Genomic DNA, 17500 nt, shown 5'->3' with positions numbered 1-17500 from the left:
GCTTTGCCGCTAGCCCGGCGCGATGGAGGGTGAAACGAGGGGATGGCGCTCGCGGCTGTGGCCGCGCGTACCGGCGGCGATTGCCGACGAGCTCGCGCTCGCGCGCGTCGCACGGCTGCAGGTGCTGGTACCGATCCTCTATGCCACGATGATCGCGGTGGTCGCGGTCGCGATGCTCGCCGCGGCGGGCGAGGCGCATTGGCTGATCCGCTACGGCATGCCGCTCACCGCCATCGTCATCTCCGCCGTGCGGCTCGTCCACTGGCTGCGCAGCCGGTCGCGGCCGATGACCGCTGCCGCCGCGCGCCGCCTGACCGCGCGGCTTGCCCTGATCGCGGTGCCGATCGCGGCGCTGTGCGGCGCCTGGACCGCGGCGAGCTGGCTGCTCGCCGAACCCGGCCAGCGCAGCTATTATCCGATGTTCATGGTGATGGGCACGCTCACCACCGCCTTCTGCCTCGCCTCGGTGCGCGGCGCGACGCTCGCGGTGCTCGGCGCGGGGCTCGCCCCCATCGTCGTGTCGCTGCTCGCCACAGGCAACCGCATGGACCAGATCGCGGTCGCGATCGTCCTGCTCGCGGTCGTTTTCCTGATCCGGCTGGTGTCCGACCAGCATGCGCAGCAGGTCGAGATGCTGCTGCTCCGCCGCCGCCTGCAGCGCCAGGCGATGACCGACCCGCTGACCGGGCTCGCCAACCGCCGCGCGCTGCACATGGCCGCCGACGAGATGTTCGCCGAGGGCGGTGCGGGCGCGGCGCTGATCCTGCTCGACCTCGACGGGTTCAAGCCGGTCAACGACCGCCACGGCCACGCCGCGGGAGACCGGCTGCTCATTGCCATCGGCGGTCGCCTGCGCGCGCATGCAGGCGAGGGCGCCACGGTGGCGCGCATCGGCGGCGACGAGTTCGCGATCCTGCTGCCCGATGGCGACGCCACCGCGCTCGACGTACGCGCCAGCGCGCTGCTCGCCGCGCTCGCCCCGCCCTTCCCCATCGACGGCCAGCCGATCCGCATCGGCGCCACCGCCGGGCTCGCCGCGGCGCCAGCCGACGGCGTCAACCTGCTCGAGCTGATGCGCGTCGCCGACGCCGCGCTTTACGCCGCCAAACCCGCGCGCGACGCTGCGCCGGTCAGTGCCGCGTCGCCGCCGCCCCCGCCGGTCGCAGCGGCCACCAGGCCCAGGCGATCGCGAGCAGCGCGGCGATAAGCAGCACGCTGTACTCGACCCCGTTGCGCCCCGCGCCGACGACGAACCAGCCCGCGGGGAGGTGCACGAGGATCGCGCCGAGCGTCAGGATCGCGGCATGGCCGAGCGCGGCGAGGCTGGTCCAGCGCCGCACCAGCATCAGCGCGGGCCCGATAAGCTCGTAGAGCGTCACCGCCATCGCCCAGCCATAACTATAGGGAAGGCCGATGCTGTCCAGCCATGTCCCGAAGGGTTCGACGAGCCCCATCGTCAGCCGGTAGACCCCGTGGATCAGGATCAGCAGCGCGACGGTGATGCGCAGTGCCTCCATCGCGGTCGCAGCGCGCGCGGGCGACACTTGCGGTCCGACAAAAGCCATTTCCTCTCCCCTTTTTGGCGCGTCAACCCGTTCGGAAACCGTGGGTGATCGGATAACGGCGGTCGCGCCCGAAATTGCGCGTCGAGAGCTTGACCCCCGGCGGCGCCTGGCGGCGCTTATATTCGGCAATCGCCAGCAGACGCTCGATCCGCGCCACCGTATCGCGATCGAAACCATATGTCGCGACGACATCGTCGACGCTCTTTTCCTCCTCGACGAGCATTTGCAGCATGCGGTCGAGATCGGCGTAAGGCGGCAGGCTGTCCTCGTCCTTCTGGTCGGGGCGCAGCTCGGCGCTCGGCGGCTTGGTGATGATCGTGTCGGGCATGATAGGCGTCACGCGATTGCGCGACAGCCGCGGGATAGTCTCGTTGCGCCACTTGGCGAGCGCGAAGACCGTCATCTTGTACGCGTCCTTCAGCGGGTTGTAGCCGCCCGCCATGTCGCCATAGATGGTCGCATAACCGACGCTCATCTCGCTCTTGTTGCCCGTCGTCAGCAGCATCGGGCCGAATTTGTTGCTGAGCGCCATCAGCGTCACGCCGCGGATGCGCGACTGGACATTTTCTTCGGTCGTATCGACATTCCGGTCGGCGAAGCTGTCCGAAAGCATCGTATCGAAGGCGTCGACCGCGGGCGCGATCGGGATCGTGTCGAGGCGGCAGCCGATCATCGCCGCGCAGCCCGCGGCATCGTCGAGGCTCGCCTGCCCCGTGAAGCGGCTCGGCAGCATCACGCACCACACCTTGTGGGGGCCGAGCGCGTCGGCGGCGATCGCGGCACAGATCGCCGAATCGATCCCGCCCGACAGCCCGAGCACCACGCCCGGGAAGTGGTTGCGCTCGACATAGTCGCGCAGGCTCAGGATCATCGCGCTGTAGATATCGGCGGGATGCGCCTCCCATTCGGCGATCGCGCCGGGTTCGCAAGTCCATCCCGCCGAGCCCTTCGTCCAATGCGTGACGCGTTCCTCCGCCTCCCAGTCGGTCAGCCGGTGCGCCGTCGTCCCGTCGCCGTTCAGCACGAAGGAGCAGCCGTCGAACACGATCTCGTCCTGCCCGCCGATGCGGTTGAGGAAGATCACCGGCAGCGCGGTTTCGGCGACGCGCGCCGCGAAAACCTGGCTGAGGCGCCGCTCGTCCTTGTCGATCTCATAGGGGCTGCCGTTGACCGAGATCAGCAGCTCGGCGCCCTGCCCCGCCAGATGCCCGCACACCGTCGGCAGCCAGCCGTCCTCGCAGATCGGCAGGCCGAGCTTGACCCCGCGCCACGCGACGACATCGGGCAGCGGGCCGGGGGCGAAGATGCGCTTCTCGTCGAAGGTGCCGTAATTGGGCAGCTCGTGCTTGCGCCGCTTGGCGACGATCCGGCCGCCATCGAGCAGCGCGACGATATTGTAGAGGCTGCCCGCCTCCCATTCGACCGAGCCGACGAGCATCGCGGGGCCACCGTCGACGGTTTCAGCGGCGAGTTCGGCGAGCAGCTTCGCCGCGCGCTCGGCGAGCGCGGGCTTGAGCACCAGATCCTCGGGCGGATAACCGATCAGCTGGAGCTCGGGATAGAGGATCAGGTCGACGCCCGGGTGGCGTGCCCGGACAGCGCGCATCGCGTCGGCATTGGCGGCGAGGTCGCCGACCACTTGGGTCATCTGGGCCATCACGATGGTGAGCTGCTGCGCGGGGGAGGTCATGCCAGCGGGTTTAGGACCAACCACCCGGATTTCAACCCATCGGGGCCGGCGGCGGAGGAGGGGGCGGCTTTGGGGTAGGAAACGGACGCTCCTAATCCTCCCTGTCGCGAAGCGATGGGGAGGGGGACCATGCGAAGCATGGTGGAGGGGTGCGTGCAGCCGAACTCGGCGTATGACCTCCCGCACCCCTCCACCACCCTGCGGGTGGTCCCCCTCCCCACGGCTACGCCGCAGGGAGGATTAAGATGTCCGCTCCCGCCCCAAACCCGCCTCTACATCCCACGTCACGCCGGGCTTGACCCGGGGTCCCGCTGTTCGACGCCGCTAAGCGGGACCCCGGATCGGCGATGCGCGACATCTTCGTGTCTTTGCGTCTTTGCCCGAAACAAATCCGGCGCTCGCCGCATGTCCCGTCGACAAAGGCCGCAAAACCGCGGTTGCCGGATGGGGGGCTCGCACGAAGCCACGAAGCGACAAAGGGGACAGAACATCGCCGCTGCGTCCGCCCCCGACTCATGCTAAGGCCGACCGATGTCGATGCTGATCGCCCTGCTCGCCGTCGCCGCGCCCGGCGCGAGCGATATCCAGGCGATCGAGGTCACGCGTGATCGGCCCCTATGCCAGCCCGACGCGCGATGGCAGGCTGTACGCCGAATTCGCCCCCGAGGTCGAAACGCGAAGCACCGTTTGCGAACCCGTCGCCGGGCAGGATTATGCCTGCCGTTACGATCGGCGCACCAACGGCTTTTTCGACAGCGACTTCGGCGCGTGGGAAGCCGCATCGGTGCGATTGCAGCGCAAGCAGGGCCGCTGGCGGGTCGTCGACCCGGGCGAATAAGCATCGATTGCCGCGTTCGCGCGACAACAGGCCTTCCCCTTCGCGCCCGTGCTGGCTAAGGGGCGCGCATCCATCCCGCGCGAAAGGGCGTCGCACCCCATGAAATTGATCTCCGGCAACAGCAACCTGCCGCTGGCCCGCGCCATCGCCGACTATCTCGAGCTGCCGCTGACCGACACCAGCGTGCGCCGCTTCGCCGACGAGGAAGTGTTCGTCGAGATTCACGAAAATGTCCGCGGCCAAGACGTCTTCGTCGTCCAGCCGACCAATTTCCCGGCGAACGACAATCTGATGGAGCTCTTGATCATCAACGACGCGCTGCGCCGCGCCTCGGCAAAGCGCATCACCGCGGTCGTCCCCTATTTCGGCTATGCCCGGCAGGACCGAAAACCCGGCCCGCGCACGCCGATCTCGGCGAAGCTCGTCGCGAACCTGATCACCACCTCGGGCGCCGACCGCGTGCTCGCGATCGACCTGCACGCCGGGCAGATCCAGGGCTTTTTCGACATCCCGACCGACAACCTCTACGCCGCGCCGGTGATGAGCGCCGACATCCAGGCGCGCTTCGGCGGCAAGAATCTGATGGTCGTGTCGCCCGACGTCGGCGGCGTGGTGCGCGCGCGGGCGCTCGCCAAGCGCCTCGACAACGCGCCGCTGGCGATCGTCGACAAGCGCCGCGAGCGCGCCGGCGAATCCGAGGTGATGAACATCATCGGCGACGTGAAGGGCCGCTTCTGCATCCTGATCGACGATATCGTCGATTCGGCGGGCACCCTCTGCAACGCCGCGGGCGCTTTGAAGGCCGCGGGCGCCGAGGGCGTCGTCGCCTATTGCACCCACGGCGTCCTGTCGGGCGGCGCGGTCGCGCGCGTCGAGGCGAGCGAGCTCACCGAGCTGGTCATCACCGATTCGATCCAGCCGACCGACGCGGTGAACGACAGCAAAAAGGTCCGCGCGCTGACCGTCGCGCCGCTGCTCGGCGAGGCGATCAAGCGCATCGCCGACGAAACAAGCGTCTCCTCGCTCTTCGACTGATGACCGACAACCCGCCCTTCATCCAGGTGACGCCCTTCCTCGGCGTCGCCGCGATGGAGCCTGCGCTCGCCTTCTACCGCGATATCCTCGGCTTCACCGTGCATGTGCACGATGGCGGCTATGCCTATATCGAGCGCGAGCGCATCGCCTTTCGCCTGCTCCAGCTCGACGACGGTGGGCGCAACCCCCCGGGGTGCAGCCACGCCTATGTCGATATCGCCGATGCGCAGGCGCTCTTCGGCGAACTCCATCCCGCGCTTGCCACGCTTTCCGACGACCGCTGGGGACCGCCGCGCGACCATGTTTATGGCCAGCGCGAATTCTGGGTGCGCGACCCCGACGGCAATCTGATCACCTTCGGCGAGGGCATCGGGCTCAACGCCGGCCAATGGGACTATCGCCGCTGACATGTCGCTCTCCTCCGATCTCGCGCTCGCCAATCGCCTCGCCGATGCCGCCGGCGCCGCCATCCGACCCTTGTTCCGCGCGGCCTATCAGTCCGAGGCCAAGGCCGACGCCTCGCCGGTGACCGAGGCCGACCGCGGCGCCGAGGCGGTCATGCGCAGCCTGCTCGCGGCCGAGGCGCCGCGCGACGGCATCATCGGCGAAGAGTTTGGCAGCGAACGCCCCGAGGCGGTGCGCCAATGGGTACTCGACCCGATCGACGGCACGGTGAGCTTCATGGCGGGGCGCCCGATCTTCGGCACGCTGATCGCGCTGCTGCAGGACGGCTGGCCGATCCTGGGCATCATCGACCAGCCGATCGCGGGCGAACGCTGGGTCGGCGCGATGGGGCAACCGACCTTGTTCAACGGCAAGCCGGCGCGCACGCGGACGTGCCGCGAACTGGCCGACGCCGTGCTCGCGACCCCCGGACCGCAATATTTCAGCGATCACGACGGCGAGCATTTCATGGCGCTCGCCGCGCAGACTTCGCACAAGCGCATGGTCTTCGGCGGCGACTGCTATAATTATGGCCTGCTCGCGAGCGGCCATATCGACCTCGTCGTCGAGGCGGGGCTGAAGCTCCACGATTTCGCCGCGCTGGTGCCCGTCGTCGAAGGCGCGGGCGGCACGATGTGCGACTGGAACGGCGACCCGCTCAACGCCGACAGCAGCGGCCATGTCATCGCGCTCGGCGATCCCGCGCGGCTCGAGGATGTGGTCGAGGGGCTGGCGTGCGCGCATTAACACGCTTTGGAACGTCGATTATATTGGCAGCCATGCTGGCCGCGCCGTCCTGGGCCGAGGTCAGCGACAAGGAAGCAAGCGTTGCCGATATCTGGATCGGCACGGCCATTTTCGCCGCGTTGGCGATCCTGGCCGGACAATGGCGGCTTTGGGCCGGACTGGCGCTGTGGCTCTTTGGCATTGTTGGGGCGGTCGGCCCCATTTTGGAATGGCATGATCCGCACGTCGGCCCAACTATCGCGTAAGAAATGGGCAGCAATTACGGTTTGCACGCTTATGCGGCGATCGCCGCCGCCATCGTCCTGCCGGCCTTCATGCTGAAGGCGAAGCGCAAGAGAGCTTAGAAGATCCCAAGGAACTTCTTGCGCTGTTCCTTCTTGCCGTCGGCGCTCTGCTTGCCATCCTCGGACTTCGCCGTCGTGCCCTTGCCGACGTCGTCGCGCGGCTTGCCTTTGGTCGTGCGCTGCGCCGCGGCGGTCGCGCCGGCGAGCACCGGGCCGCACTGCGCCGATTTGGCGTCGCCCGGATCGACGAAGGGAATGATAAGAGCCACCGGCGTGGCGACGATCGCCAGCCCGAGCCCGGCGCCGGCACGGCCAAGCAGCTGGTCGCTGATAGGGTCGATCCTGGGCGCAGCGAAATAGCCGCCGACCGCAACCGGCGACTGGCCCGAAAACAGGCTGAACTTCTTTCCGTCGGCACGCACCGCCATGTCGATCGCTTCGCTCCGGAAAGAAAAACCGCCGCGCCCGAGGACGACATTCTTCTCGGTATCGATGAGGATCGGGTCGGCGGCGCCAACGCCGTTCCGCACCGTGAAGGCGATGACCCCGCAATTGATTTGCACCGGCTTCTTCAGCTTGTCCTCGAACAGTTTCTGCACGAACGTGCCGACGTCGAGTTCGGCAAGCTGGATGTTACGAGTCCAGAAGCTGCCCTGTGGCAGGACAAAGGCAATCCGGCCGTTCGAACTGGCAAGCGACTGGCGCAGGCTGTCGCCATGGCCGACCATCTGAATACGCCCGCTAACGGTCCCGGTCGTCCCCGATTCCTCCACCCCGAACCGCGCGAGCAAGGTTCCCAGCCGGGTGGGCGAGAGGCGGATGTCATAGGCGGTACGGACGACGGCGGGCCGCGAATCGATCGAGATGGTACTCGCCACCTTGCCGCCGGCGAGCAGGAACGTGAGCGGCTTCATTTCCATGAGCCCGCGCTTGAGCGACAGCGTGAGATCGACGTTGCTGACCGGGAAACTTTCGGCCCGAACCCGCGCGACCTTGTAGCGCAGATCCGCATCGAAGCGTTTGAGCGCGTCGGCGCGCAGCGGGGAGTCGGGCAGGACACGCGGACGGCCCCCGACGATCTTGATCGCCCCGCCGGTGCCCATCTTGTCGAGCCGGTCCACTTCATAGCCGACGAACGGCCCCGCATCGATGATGTTGAGCGAGCGCGTGACGAGGTCGGCCTTCAGATGGACGCGGCCGCCGGGCTGGCTGACCGCGAGCGACCCCGCGAGATCGCTGTCGCCAAACACACCCTTGATCCCGCTGAGCTTCCAGATTTCATCTTCATAGGTCAGCGCCGAGGTGACGCGGTAGCGGCGCGTATCGGGAATCGCGACGCCGAGGAAATCGAACAATCGCGACAGATTGGCGCCGCGCGCCTGCATCTTCAGATCGGCGCCTTCGAGCTCGGTCGGTCCCGGAAGCGTCCCCGCGACATCGAGCGTGTTGCCCAGCCCGACCGCGTGGAGCGTCAGCTTGTTCTTGCCGCCCGCGAGGGTCTCGTTCGGCGAGGCGAGGCTGCCGGTCAGGGTGAAAGGCTGGGCGCGCATCGTTCCGCGTCCCGAAAAGCCGATCGTCTCGTCGAGGCGGCTTTCGCTCGCCTTCACCGTGTCGATATCGATATCGGCGAACAGGCGGAGCCGCGGGTCGCGGTAGGTGACGCCGCTGTCGGTAATCGCTGCGCGCTGGATGACCGGCAGCTCGAGCGGCTCTGGCGGCGCGTCGGGGTCGCCGAAGGTCCAGCTGTTGCGCTTGTTGCCCGCATCCCATTCGAGCGCGACGCGCGCGCCGTCGAGATTGGCGAAGCGCAGGATGCGATCCCCGAAGATCAACCGAAAGGTGGAAAGCCGCGTATCGACCGTCTTCGCGGTGAAGAACTGCTTCTCGCGCGCCCAGGCGGGGTTGGCGATGCGGATATCCTCAGCGTAGAATTTGACGTTGAACGGCGCGAAATAGAGCTGGAAATCGCCGCCGATGTCGACCTGGCGCTCGAGCTGCGACGTCGCGAAGCGCTCGAACGGGCCTTTCAGGAAGCGGCCCTTGGTGACAAAGAGGATCAGCCAGATCGCGAAAAGGGTGAGCATCAGGATGGCGACGCTGCGGATCGCGATACGCAGCGCGCGCGGGCGCTTAGCGAGCCAGGCGGGGGTCCAGGCCGTACGCGCCCAGCGTTTCGGACGCGCGCTCCAATGCGAATCGTCCCCGGCACCGCGTTCGGTCGCAGTGGGATCGGCCGCCGGGGCCAATGGGCCGGAGCGCACATCCATCAGCCGATAATCCGCGGGTACGGACATCGTTCCTCTTTGCGCCGAATCGCTTGCTTTTCCGCGCCCGCGCGGCTAAGCGCCCCGCTTCCGATTGTACCGGCTGGCTGAAAGGGCTGCCAGGTCGATACGCAAACGGACTTCAAAAGGAGACCAAAATGCCCAAGATGAAGACCAAGAGCGGTGTGAAGAAACGCTTCAAATTCACCGCCTCGGGCAAGGTGAAGCACGGCGTCGCCGGCAAGCGCCACCGCCTGATTTCGCATAACTCGAAATATATCCGCACCAACCGCGGCACCAGCGTGCTCAGCGATTCGGACGCGGCCCATGTGCGCCTCTGGGCGCCCTATGGCCTGAAGTAAGGAGCGCTAGACCATGTCACGCATCAAACGCGGCGTCACCACGCGCGCCAAGCACAAGCGCGTATTGGAACAGGCGAAGGGCTATTACGGCCGTCGCAAGAACACCATTCGTATCGCCAAGCAGGCGGTCGAAAAGGCCGGTCAATATGCCTATCGCGACCGCAAGGTTAAGAAGCGGAGCTTCCGGGCGCTCTGGATCCAGCGCATCAACGCCGCGGTCCGCGCCGAAGGCTTGACCTATTCGCAGTTCATGCACGGCGTGAAGCTGGCCGGTATCGACCTCGACCGCAAGGTCATGGCCGATCTCGCGATGAACGAAGGCGGCATCTTCGCGGCCGTCATCGCGCAGGCGAAGGCGGCGCTGCCCAAAGCAGCCTGAACCTTCCGGCATCGCTGAACGAATAGAGGGCGGTCCCGCGAGGGGCCGCCCTTTTTCGTGTCTGCCATTTGGGATGCACGGAATCAGAAACGGCGCGAAGGTTGCCCTTCGCGCCGCTCCGACGATGATCGTGACCGATTCATCGCCCCCCTCCCTCCGTACCGAATAGCCGTGGGTCGCAGAAAGCCGCCGGCAGGTGGAAGTGTTCGTTGACGCGACATATGCGGTCGTCGGGGTCCAAAAAATTGTAAAAACCCGACACGCAGAGCGCGTAGCCTGTTGTTTTTTTACGCATAGCTGCGATGGGTGCGGCGTCATGACGGATAGGACCAATCCCTCGGACCCCAGCGGCACGATGCGCGTGGAGACGCGGTTCTTTCCTGTGTCCGACGCGCTGCGCCCCTACGCCAGCATCATCTATCTGACCGAGGTCGCGGTTCCGCCGGGCACACGCATCGAGGATTATCTCCACCCCGAATGGGCGAATATGCGCTTCATCGAGGGCGAAACGACGCAGAGCGCGATCGGCGACGCCCCGGTCGCGCCCGCGCCGGCGTTCAACGTGTCGGGCCCGACGAGCAAGGCGACTTATTTTTCGGTCGGCAGCATGCGGACCTGGGGCATCGGCATATTGCCCGCGGGGTGGGCGAAATTCTTCGCGCTCTCGGCCGAGGACCTCGCCGACCGCTTCTGCGACGCCGCGGTGCATCCGGCGTTCGCCGATTATGTTCCGCTCGCCGAACGGCTGCGCGGCGCGAACGACGTCGAGGCAGGGGCGAAGACGATCGACGATTATTTCGTCGCGCAGCTCACAGGCGCGCCGCGCGACGATCCCGCGATCTTCGCGGCGCATAGCGCGCTCGTCGACGACGACCTCGGCAGCGTCGGCGAGCTGGCCGGAAAGCTCGGCCTCTCCGAACGCTCGGTCGAGCGGCTGTCGCGCCGCGCCTTCGGCTTTGCGCCCAAATTGCTGCTGCGCCGCCAGCGCTTCCTGCGCAGCCTCGCGCGCTTCATGCTCGACCCGTCGATGGCGTGGATTGATACGCTCGATTATCATTATTACGATCAGGCGCAGTTCACGCGCGATTTCCAGCGTTTCATGGGGATGAGCCCGCGCGCCTATGCCGCGCGGCCCAAACCGATCCTCGGCGCCGCAGCGCTCGCGCGTGCAGCGGCCGCGGGGGCGCCGGTGCAGGGGCTCCACAAGCCCGCCAACTAGCCCTTCGGGGTTGACCCTTGGGGCCCGTTCGGTGCAAGCGGCGCCGCAATAAAGCGCGGCTATTCCGCCGCCGCAGGAAGACCGACAATGAGCGATTATCAGGCCATGCAGGCCGAGTTGACCGGCGCGATCGCCGCTGCGAGCGACCTCGACGCCATCGAGGCGCTGCGCGTCGCCGTGCTCGGCAAGGCGGGCAGCGTTACCGGCCTTTTGAAGACGCTGGGCGGCATGAGTCCCGAGGAGCGCCAGAGCGTCGGTCCGCAGATCCACGCGCTGCGCGAAACCGTCACCGCGGCGCTCGCCGCGCGCAAGGCGGCGCTCGAAAGCGCGGCGCTCGAAGCCAAGCTCGCGGGCGAGACGCTCGACATGACGCTCCCCGCCGCAGCGAGCCCGCGCGGCAGCGTACATCCGGTGAGCCAGGTCATGGACGAGCTCGCCGAAATCTTCGCCGACATGGGTTTCGCGGTCGCGACGGGCCCCGAGATCGAGGACGACTGGCACAATTTCACCGCGCTCAACATTCCGGAGACGCATCCGGCGCGCGCGATGCACGACACCTTCTACTTCCCCGACGCCAACGCCGAGGGCCAGAAGATGCTGCTGCGCACGCACACCTCGCCGGTGCAAATCCGCACGATGATGAGCCAGGAGCCGCCGATCCGGATCATCGCGCCCGGCCGCGTCTATCGCAGCGACAGCGACGCGACGCACACGCCCATGTTCCACCAGGTGGAGGGTCTCGTCATCGACCGCGGCATCCATATGGGGCACCTCAAATGGACGCTCGAGACCTTCCTCAAGGCCTATTTCGAGACCGACGACATCGTGCTGCGCCTGCGGCCGAGTTATTTCCCCTTCACCGAGCCCTCGGCCGAGGTCGATGTCGGCTACAAGCAGGAAAAAGGCCGCCGGATCGTCGGCGGCAACGGCGATGACGACGGCCATGCGTGGATGGAATTGCTCGGCAGCGGGATGGTCAACCGCCGCGTGATCGCGAACTGCGGGCTCGATCCCGATGTGTGGCAGGGCTTTGCTTTCGGGGTCGGGGTCGACCGGCTCGCGATGCTCAAATATGGCATGGACGACCTCCGCGCCTTCTTCGACGGCGACCTGCGCTGGCTCGCCCATTACGGGTTCGGCGCGCTGTCGGTCCCGACGCTCAGCGGGGGGATTTCGGCATGAAGATCACCCTCGACTGGCTGCGCGAACATCTGGATGGTGATTTCACCGTCGCCGATGTCGTCGCCACGCTCAACCGCATCGGCCACGAGGTCGAAGGCGTCGAGAATCCGGCCGAGAAACTCGCCGGTTTTCGCGTCGCGCGCGTGCTGACCGCCGAGAAACATCCGCAGGCGGACAAGTTGCAGGTGCTGACCGTCGACACGGGTGACGGCGGTGCGCCGCTGACCGTCGTGTGCGGCGCCCCCAATGCGCGCGCCGGCCTCGTCGGCGTGCTCGGCCTGCCCGGCGCGGTGGTGCCCGCGAACGGCATGGAGCTGAAGGTCGCAGCGGTCCGCGGGGTCGAATCGAACGGCATGATGTGTTCGACGCGCGAGCTCGAGCTCGGCGACGATCATGACGGCATCATCGAATTGCCCGCCGACGCCCCCATCGGCACCCCCTTCGCCGATTACAGCGGCGCGGCCGACCCGGTAGTCGATATCTCGATCACCCCGAACCGGCAGGATTGCATGGGGGTGCGTGGGCTGGCGCGCGACCTCGCCGCTGCGGGGCTCGGCACGCTCAAGCCGCTGGCGGTGCCGACGATCGACGGGCGGGGCCCGATGGCGATTGAAATCCGGACCGACGATGCCGAGGCCTGCCCCGCCTTCTATGGCCGCACCATCGCGGGCATCGACAACACGGTCGCCACGCCCGAATGGATGCGCCGCCGATTGGAAGCGATCGGCCAGCGCTCGATCTCGGCGCTCGTCGATATCAGCAATTATGTGATGTTCGACCTCGGCCGCCCGAGCCATATCTACGACCGCGCCAAGCTGACCGGTCCGCTCGTCGCGCGGCGCGCCAAGCAAGGCGAGACCGTCACCGCGCTCAATGGCAAGGACTACACGCTCACCGACACGATGACCGTGATCGCCGACGACCGCGGCGTGCACGACATCGCGGGCATCATGGGCGGCGAGCATTCGGGTTGCAGCGACACGACGACCGACGTGCTCGTCGAAGTCGCCTACTTCAACCCCGAGCGCATCGCGCTGACGGGGCAGGCGCTCGCGCTGACCAGCGACGCGCGCAGCCGCTTCGAGCGCGGGGTCGACCCGTCGTTCCTGGGCGACGCGACCGAGATCGTGACGCGGCTGATCCTCGACATCTGCGGCGGCACGCCGTCGGTCATGACCAAGGCGGGCACGCCGCCCACCGGGACGAAGACGGTCGATTACGACCCGGCGCTGTCGGCGACGCTCGGCGGCATCGCAATCCCCGAGGGAGATCAACAAGAAATTCTCACGTCGCTCGGATTCTCGATTGCGTCCGTTTCGCAAGATGATCGACGCATATGGCGGATCGCGGTGCCGAGCTGGCGCCGCGACGTCGACGCCGCGCCCGACATCGTCGAGGAAGTCACCCGCATCACCGGGTTCGACGCGGTCGAATCGGTCGCGCTGCCCCGCTCGGACGGCGTCGCCAAGCCGACCGCGACCCCCGAGCAATTGCTCGAACGCCGGCTGCGCCGCGCCGCGGCGGCGGCGGGCTATCATGAGGCGGTGACGTGGAGCTTCGTCTCCGACCGGGAGGCCGCGCCCTTCGGCGGCGGCGCGTGGAGCCTCGCCAATCCGATCAGCGAGGACCTCAAGGTCATGCGTCCGTCGCTGCTGCCCGGGCTGCTCGCCGCGGCGGCGCGCAACCAGAATCGTGGGCAGGACAGCATCCGCCTGTTCGAGATCGGGCGGCGCTACCTGGCCGATGCCGAGCATCCGACCCTGTGCATCGTGATGGCGGGCAACAAGGCCGAGCGCGGCTGGCAGGCGGGCAAGGCGGCGGCGTTCGACGCCTATGACGCCAAGGCCGCCGCGCTGGCGCTGCTCGACGCCGCGGGCGCGCCCGCCGACCGGCTGCAGGTGATGGAGCCCATCGCCGAGGCGGGCATCTGGCACCCCGGGCAGGCCGCGACGCTGCGGCTCGGCCCCAAGGCGGTGCTCGCCGAATTCGGCGCGCTGCATCCTTCGCTGGCGCGTCATTACGACGTCGATGGCGCGGTGATGGCGATGCAGATCTTTCTCGATGCGATCCCCGCGAAGCGCGCGAGCGGCCCCGCCCGCAGCGCCTTCACCCCGCCCGCACTGCAACCCGTGCGCCGCGACTTCGCCTTCCTGGCGCCCGCGACGCTGGCGGCGGGCGACCTGGTGCGCGCGGTCAAGGGCGCCGACAAGGCGGTGATCGTCGACGCCCGCCTGTTCGACCGCTTCGCGGGCGCGGGCGTGCCCGAGGGGCAGGTGAGCCTGGCGGTCGAAGTCGTGCTGCAACCGGCGGAAAAGAGCTTTGCCGAGGCCGAGCTGAAGGCGATTGCGGACAAGGTGGTGGCGGCTGCGGCGAAGGTGGGGGCGGTGTTGCGAGGGTAAGATTGCCCGACCGAGCAGGCAACGTAGCGGCAGATCGAAAGCTGACCTTTCGCATTCCAGCGATCACGCTAGGTGATCGACCCATAGCGGGCTATTCTGTATCCGATCGGCGGCGCTGCCGGGCGGAGTTCCGGCCATGCTCATCACCATCTTCGCTCCCGGCAAAGTGCATCTGCTTGAAATCGCCGGTATTCGCGACGCGTTTTTCGAAGCGAACTGCAAGATGGCAGCGGGCGATCGCTATCGCGTCCAGCTGGTGACCGAACAGGGAGTCGCGGCGGAGAGTGCGTCGGGCGTGAAATATCTGCCCGATGCCAGCATCGGCGATGCCGCCCCACACTGCGACACGTTGATCATCGTTGGACCCTATGGCGTCCCGGCGCGCCCAAGCGCGGCGGTCACGCAGTGGTTGCGCGAACAAGCCAAGACGGCACGGCGCTACGGTTCGACCTGCACCGGGGCTTTCCTGCTCGCGCATACCGGCATGCTGGCGGGGCGCAGCGCCACGACCCATTGGGAGTATGCCGACCGTCTGGCCGCCGACTTTCCCGACATTCGCGTGGAACCCGACCGCATTTTCGTGCGCGACGGGCCGGTGTTTTGCTCGGCCGGGGTAACCGCGGCGATCGACCTGGCCTTTGCGCTGATCGAAGAGGATCATGGCCGTGCGCTCGCGCTGTGGGTGGCACGCCGCCTTGTCGTTTTTCTGAAGCGCCCCGGTGGCCAGTCGCAGTTCAGTGCCGCCCTGACCGCGCAGACTGCAGCTACCAGTCCCATCGACCGGATCCGGCTGCACATCCTGGAAAACCCGCGCGCGGACCTGAGCCTGCGGGCGCTTGCCGATGCGGCGGGGGTGAGCCCGCGCCATCTTTCCCGGCTGTTTCGCGCCGAACTGGGCATCAACCCGGCCGCCTATGTCGAACTGACGCGCGTCGACATAGCCCGGCATCTGCTGGAAAACAGCACCGCCCCGATCAAGGCGATTGCCTTTGCCGCCGGCTTTGGATCGACCACGACGCTCCGGCGCGCTTTCCTGCGCCGGATCGGCGTTGCGCCGCTGCCATATCGTTTGCGATTCCAGACGGCGGGGTCCGGAAAGGCGATCGACGACGAAAGCGCCGCCGATTTGTCCAGATAAGCCGCCCGGCCGACGTTGAAGCACCGCCGCCGGGTCCGCATGTTCCGGACCGGAGGCCAGCATATGCGTGTTTATCCAGCCGAACGTAGAACGGCGACCAGTCAACCCGGACGATGCGAGGACTTTGCCAGCAGCAAAGGCTCCGCCGCGTCATGACGGTTCAAACAGCGGAAGGCCGTGGCCTGGCGCGGGGTGCGTCCGCCTTCACGCCGATACGCTGGCCGCGCCTGGCCAAACGGCCGGAGGGCGCCACGCCGTCCATCGCCGCGTCCATGCTGGCCCTCGACCATGTCAGCGATGCCGTGCTGGTTGCCGACATGCGCCTGCGAGGGCACCCCATCGTCCATGTGAACCCGGCGTTCGAAGCAATCACCGGCTATGCCGCGGCCGAGGCGATCGGCAAGAATTGCCGCTATCTTCAGGGCAATGACCGGCTGCAGCCCGAAATCGCCGAAGTCCGGGCCGCGCTGGCCGAAGGCCGCGAATGCTCGGTGACACTCCGCAACTATCGGCGCGATGGAACGATGTTCCGCAACGCCCTGCGCCTGGTGCCGTTTCGCGATGGCGACGGGCAGGTGACGCATTTCATCGGCCTGATCCGCGACGTCACTCATGCCCCCGGCATCGATCGGCTGACCGGCCTGCTCGATCGCTACGGCCTGCTCGACCGATTAGCGTCGATCGACGTCCCCGCGCCTTCCGCCTTGCTGCTGGTCAAGCTCGACATCTTGCGGTTCCATGATGTCAACAACGGGTTCGGCTATGACGCCGGTGACGCCCTGCTCCGTTCGGTGGCCGCGCGTCTCGCGACCTTACCGGCGGCGGCTGTTGCGCGCGTCGGGACGAACAGCTTTACGCTCGCGTTCGAACTCGACGATGCCGATCGCGCCGCAAGCGTCGTCGACGATGTCCTGGCGCTGTTGCATCCGCGCTTCGTGCTGCCCGGCGCCTCGCTGACCGCCCAGTTCGCCGTCGGCTTTACCGTCGGCTTCACGGGCGCGGACCCGCTGCAGCTCATTCGGCAGGCCGGCGCCGCGTTGCAGCGGTCCAAGGCGATGCCGGCGCATCCGCCGCATCCCTATGCCGAAGCCGATGAGCGCGATGCGCGCAATCGCATCCGGCTGGCGAGCGACCTGCAAGTTGCCGTTCCGAACCAGGAGCTGTTGTTTCACTATCAGCCCCAGATCGATCTCGACTCGGGCGACATCGTCGGCGCCGAAGCGCTGCTGCGATGGGATCATGGAGCATTCGGGCTGCAACAGCCCGGCCGATTCATCGCCGTTGCCGAAGAGACCGGCGCAATTCTCGACATCGGCGCCTGGGGTCTGCGCACGCTCGCGGCCTATATGGTCAAGGTCAACCGCCACCGCCGCGCGCCGATCCGCTTTTCGTTCAACGTGTCGGTCGTCGAATTCACCCGGCGCGACATGGTGGCCTTTGTCGAACAGGTGCTGGACGAGACCGGCTGCCGCGCCGATTGGCTGACGCTGGAACTGACCGAAAATCTGATGGTTCCCGAGCCGCAGCAGATTCGCCGCGCGTTCGAGAGGTTGCGGCGCCTGGGCGTCGGAATCTCGATCGACGACTTCGGCACCGGCTACTCCAACCTGCGGTATCTGGAAAGTTTTCCGCTCAGCGAGATCAAGGTCGATCGCAGCTTCGTCCACGACCTTGCGCATAGCGCGGCCAAACGGGTGATCGTCGAGAGCATCGTCAAGCTGGGCGCGGCGCTGGACATTCGCGTCGTCGCCGAAGGAATCGAGACCGAAGCCGAGCGCGCCATCGTCCGGGCGCTGGGCTGCTCGGTAGGCCAAGGCTATCTTTTTGCCGCGCCCATGGAGGATTTGGCTTTCCAGCGGCAGCTCGACGACGGGCTGGGCTTGCGCGAGGGATGGGACGCACGGCGCCTGCTTACGATGCTCGACGGCGATAGCGCCTAGACCCGCCCGATGAA

16 protein-coding genes are annotated in these 17500 nt (G+C 67.2%); 13 read left to right on the top strand and 3 right to left on the bottom strand.

Annotated elements, in window-relative coordinates; genetic code table 11:
* Positions 1-22 precede the first annotated feature (22 nt).
* Positions 23-1207, top strand: a complete 1185-nt coding sequence (locus BWQ93_RS16305; protein WP_077031425.1) for a GGDEF domain-containing protein — start codon at positions 23-25, stop codon at positions 1205-1207.
* Here the strand turns inward: BWQ93_RS16305 and BWQ93_RS16300 are convergent.
* Complete coding sequence (locus BWQ93_RS16300) at positions 1131-1565, bottom strand: DoxX family protein (RefSeq protein WP_083720966.1); 435 nt, start codon at positions 1563-1565, stop codon at positions 1131-1133. The two genes, BWQ93_RS16305 and BWQ93_RS16300, sit on opposite strands and share 77 nt — an antisense overlap.
* A gap of 22 nt (positions 1566-1587) precedes the next feature.
* Positions 1588-3255, bottom strand: coding sequence for an NAD+ synthase (locus BWQ93_RS16295; protein WP_077031424.1), 1668 nt, complete (start codon positions 3253-3255; stop codon positions 1588-1590).
* A 604-nt stretch (positions 3256-3859) separates the two neighbouring features.
* Between BWQ93_RS16295 and BWQ93_RS16290 the strand changes: the two genes are divergently transcribed.
* The 5 genes from BWQ93_RS16290 to BWQ93_RS16270 all read left to right on the top strand — a co-directional run bounded on the left by BWQ93_RS16290 (position 3860) and on the right by BWQ93_RS16270 (position 6564).
* Positions 3860-4093 (top strand): hypothetical protein, encoded by a 234-nt coding sequence (locus BWQ93_RS16290; RefSeq protein ID WP_077031423.1) that lies wholly within the window; start codon positions 3860-3862, stop codon positions 4091-4093.
* Positions 4094-4192: 99 nt separating this feature from the next.
* Positions 4193-5128 carry a ribose-phosphate pyrophosphokinase gene (locus BWQ93_RS16285; RefSeq protein WP_077031422.1) on the top strand — a complete coding sequence of 312 codons (936 nt, stop codon included), beginning with the start codon at positions 4193-4195 and terminating at the stop codon, positions 5126-5128.
* Positions 5128-5535, top strand: a complete 408-nt coding sequence (locus BWQ93_RS16280; protein WP_077031421.1) for a bleomycin resistance protein — start codon at positions 5128-5130, stop codon at positions 5533-5535. Before BWQ93_RS16285 ends, BWQ93_RS16280 begins: the two co-directional genes overlap by 1 nt.
* 1 nt (position 5536) lies before the next feature.
* Positions 5537-6319, top strand: coding sequence for a histidinol-phosphatase (gene hisN / locus BWQ93_RS16275; RefSeq protein WP_077031420.1), 783 nt, complete (start codon positions 5537-5539; stop codon positions 6317-6319).
* A 32-nt stretch (positions 6320-6351) separates the two neighbouring features.
* Positions 6352-6564, top strand: a complete 213-nt coding sequence (locus BWQ93_RS16270; protein ID WP_077031419.1) for a hypothetical protein — start codon at positions 6352-6354, stop codon at positions 6562-6564.
* A gap of 95 nt (positions 6565-6659) precedes the next feature.
* On the opposite strand, the gene BWQ93_RS16265 is transcribed toward BWQ93_RS16270, so the two are convergent.
* Entirely contained in the window at positions 6660-8897 is a 2238-nt protein-coding gene (locus BWQ93_RS16265; protein WP_232314633.1) for an AsmA family protein, read from the bottom strand.
* 128 nt (positions 8898-9025) lie between these two features.
* On the opposite strand from BWQ93_RS16265, the gene rpmI reads away from it, so the two are divergent.
* The 7 genes from rpmI to BWQ93_RS16230 all read left to right on the top strand — a co-directional run bounded on the left by rpmI (position 9026) and on the right by BWQ93_RS16230 (position 17486).
* Entirely contained in the window at positions 9026-9229 is a 204-nt protein-coding gene (gene rpmI / locus BWQ93_RS16260) for a 50S ribosomal protein L35 (protein WP_037555449.1), read from the top strand.
* A 13-nt stretch (positions 9230-9242) separates the two neighbouring features.
* The gene (gene rplT / locus BWQ93_RS16255) at positions 9243-9608 is read left to right on the top strand and encodes a 50S ribosomal protein L20 (RefSeq protein WP_077031418.1); all 366 of its coding nucleotides are present in this window, start codon (positions 9243-9245) and stop codon (positions 9606-9608) included.
* Between the two features lie 316 nt (positions 9609-9924).
* Positions 9925-10827 carry a helix-turn-helix domain-containing protein gene (locus BWQ93_RS16250; protein WP_232314632.1) on the top strand — a complete coding sequence of 301 codons (903 nt, stop codon included), beginning with the start codon at positions 9925-9927 and terminating at the stop codon, positions 10825-10827.
* Between the two features lie 87 nt (positions 10828-10914).
* Positions 10915-12009, top strand: coding sequence for a phenylalanine--tRNA ligase subunit alpha (gene pheS, locus BWQ93_RS16245; RefSeq protein ID WP_077031417.1), 1095 nt, complete (start codon positions 10915-10917; stop codon positions 12007-12009).
* On the top strand, positions 12006-14408 hold the full coding sequence (gene pheT / locus BWQ93_RS16240; RefSeq protein WP_077031416.1) for a phenylalanine--tRNA ligase subunit beta: 2403 nt from the start codon (positions 12006-12008) through the stop codon (positions 14406-14408). The genes pheS and pheT overlap by 4 nt, the downstream gene beginning before the upstream one ends.
* Before the next feature lie 136 nt (positions 14409-14544).
* Positions 14545-15546 (top strand): GlxA family transcriptional regulator, encoded by a 1002-nt coding sequence (locus BWQ93_RS16235; RefSeq protein WP_077031415.1) that lies wholly within the window; start codon positions 14545-14547, stop codon positions 15544-15546.
* Between the two features lie 272 nt (positions 15547-15818).
* Positions 15819-17486: a putative bifunctional diguanylate cyclase/phosphodiesterase gene (locus BWQ93_RS16230; protein ID WP_077031414.1), complete on the top strand. Its 1668-nt coding sequence runs from the start codon at positions 15819-15821 to the stop codon at positions 17484-17486.
* The last annotated feature ends 14 nt before the right edge of the window (positions 17487-17500 follow it).

Source organism: Sphingopyxis sp. QXT-31, assembly GCF_001984035.1.
Taxonomy (GTDB): Bacteria; Pseudomonadota; Alphaproteobacteria; order Sphingomonadales; family Sphingomonadaceae; genus Sphingopyxis.
Note: the sequence above shows the minus strand (reverse complement) of the source record. Positions and strands in the feature narration are given on the sequence as shown.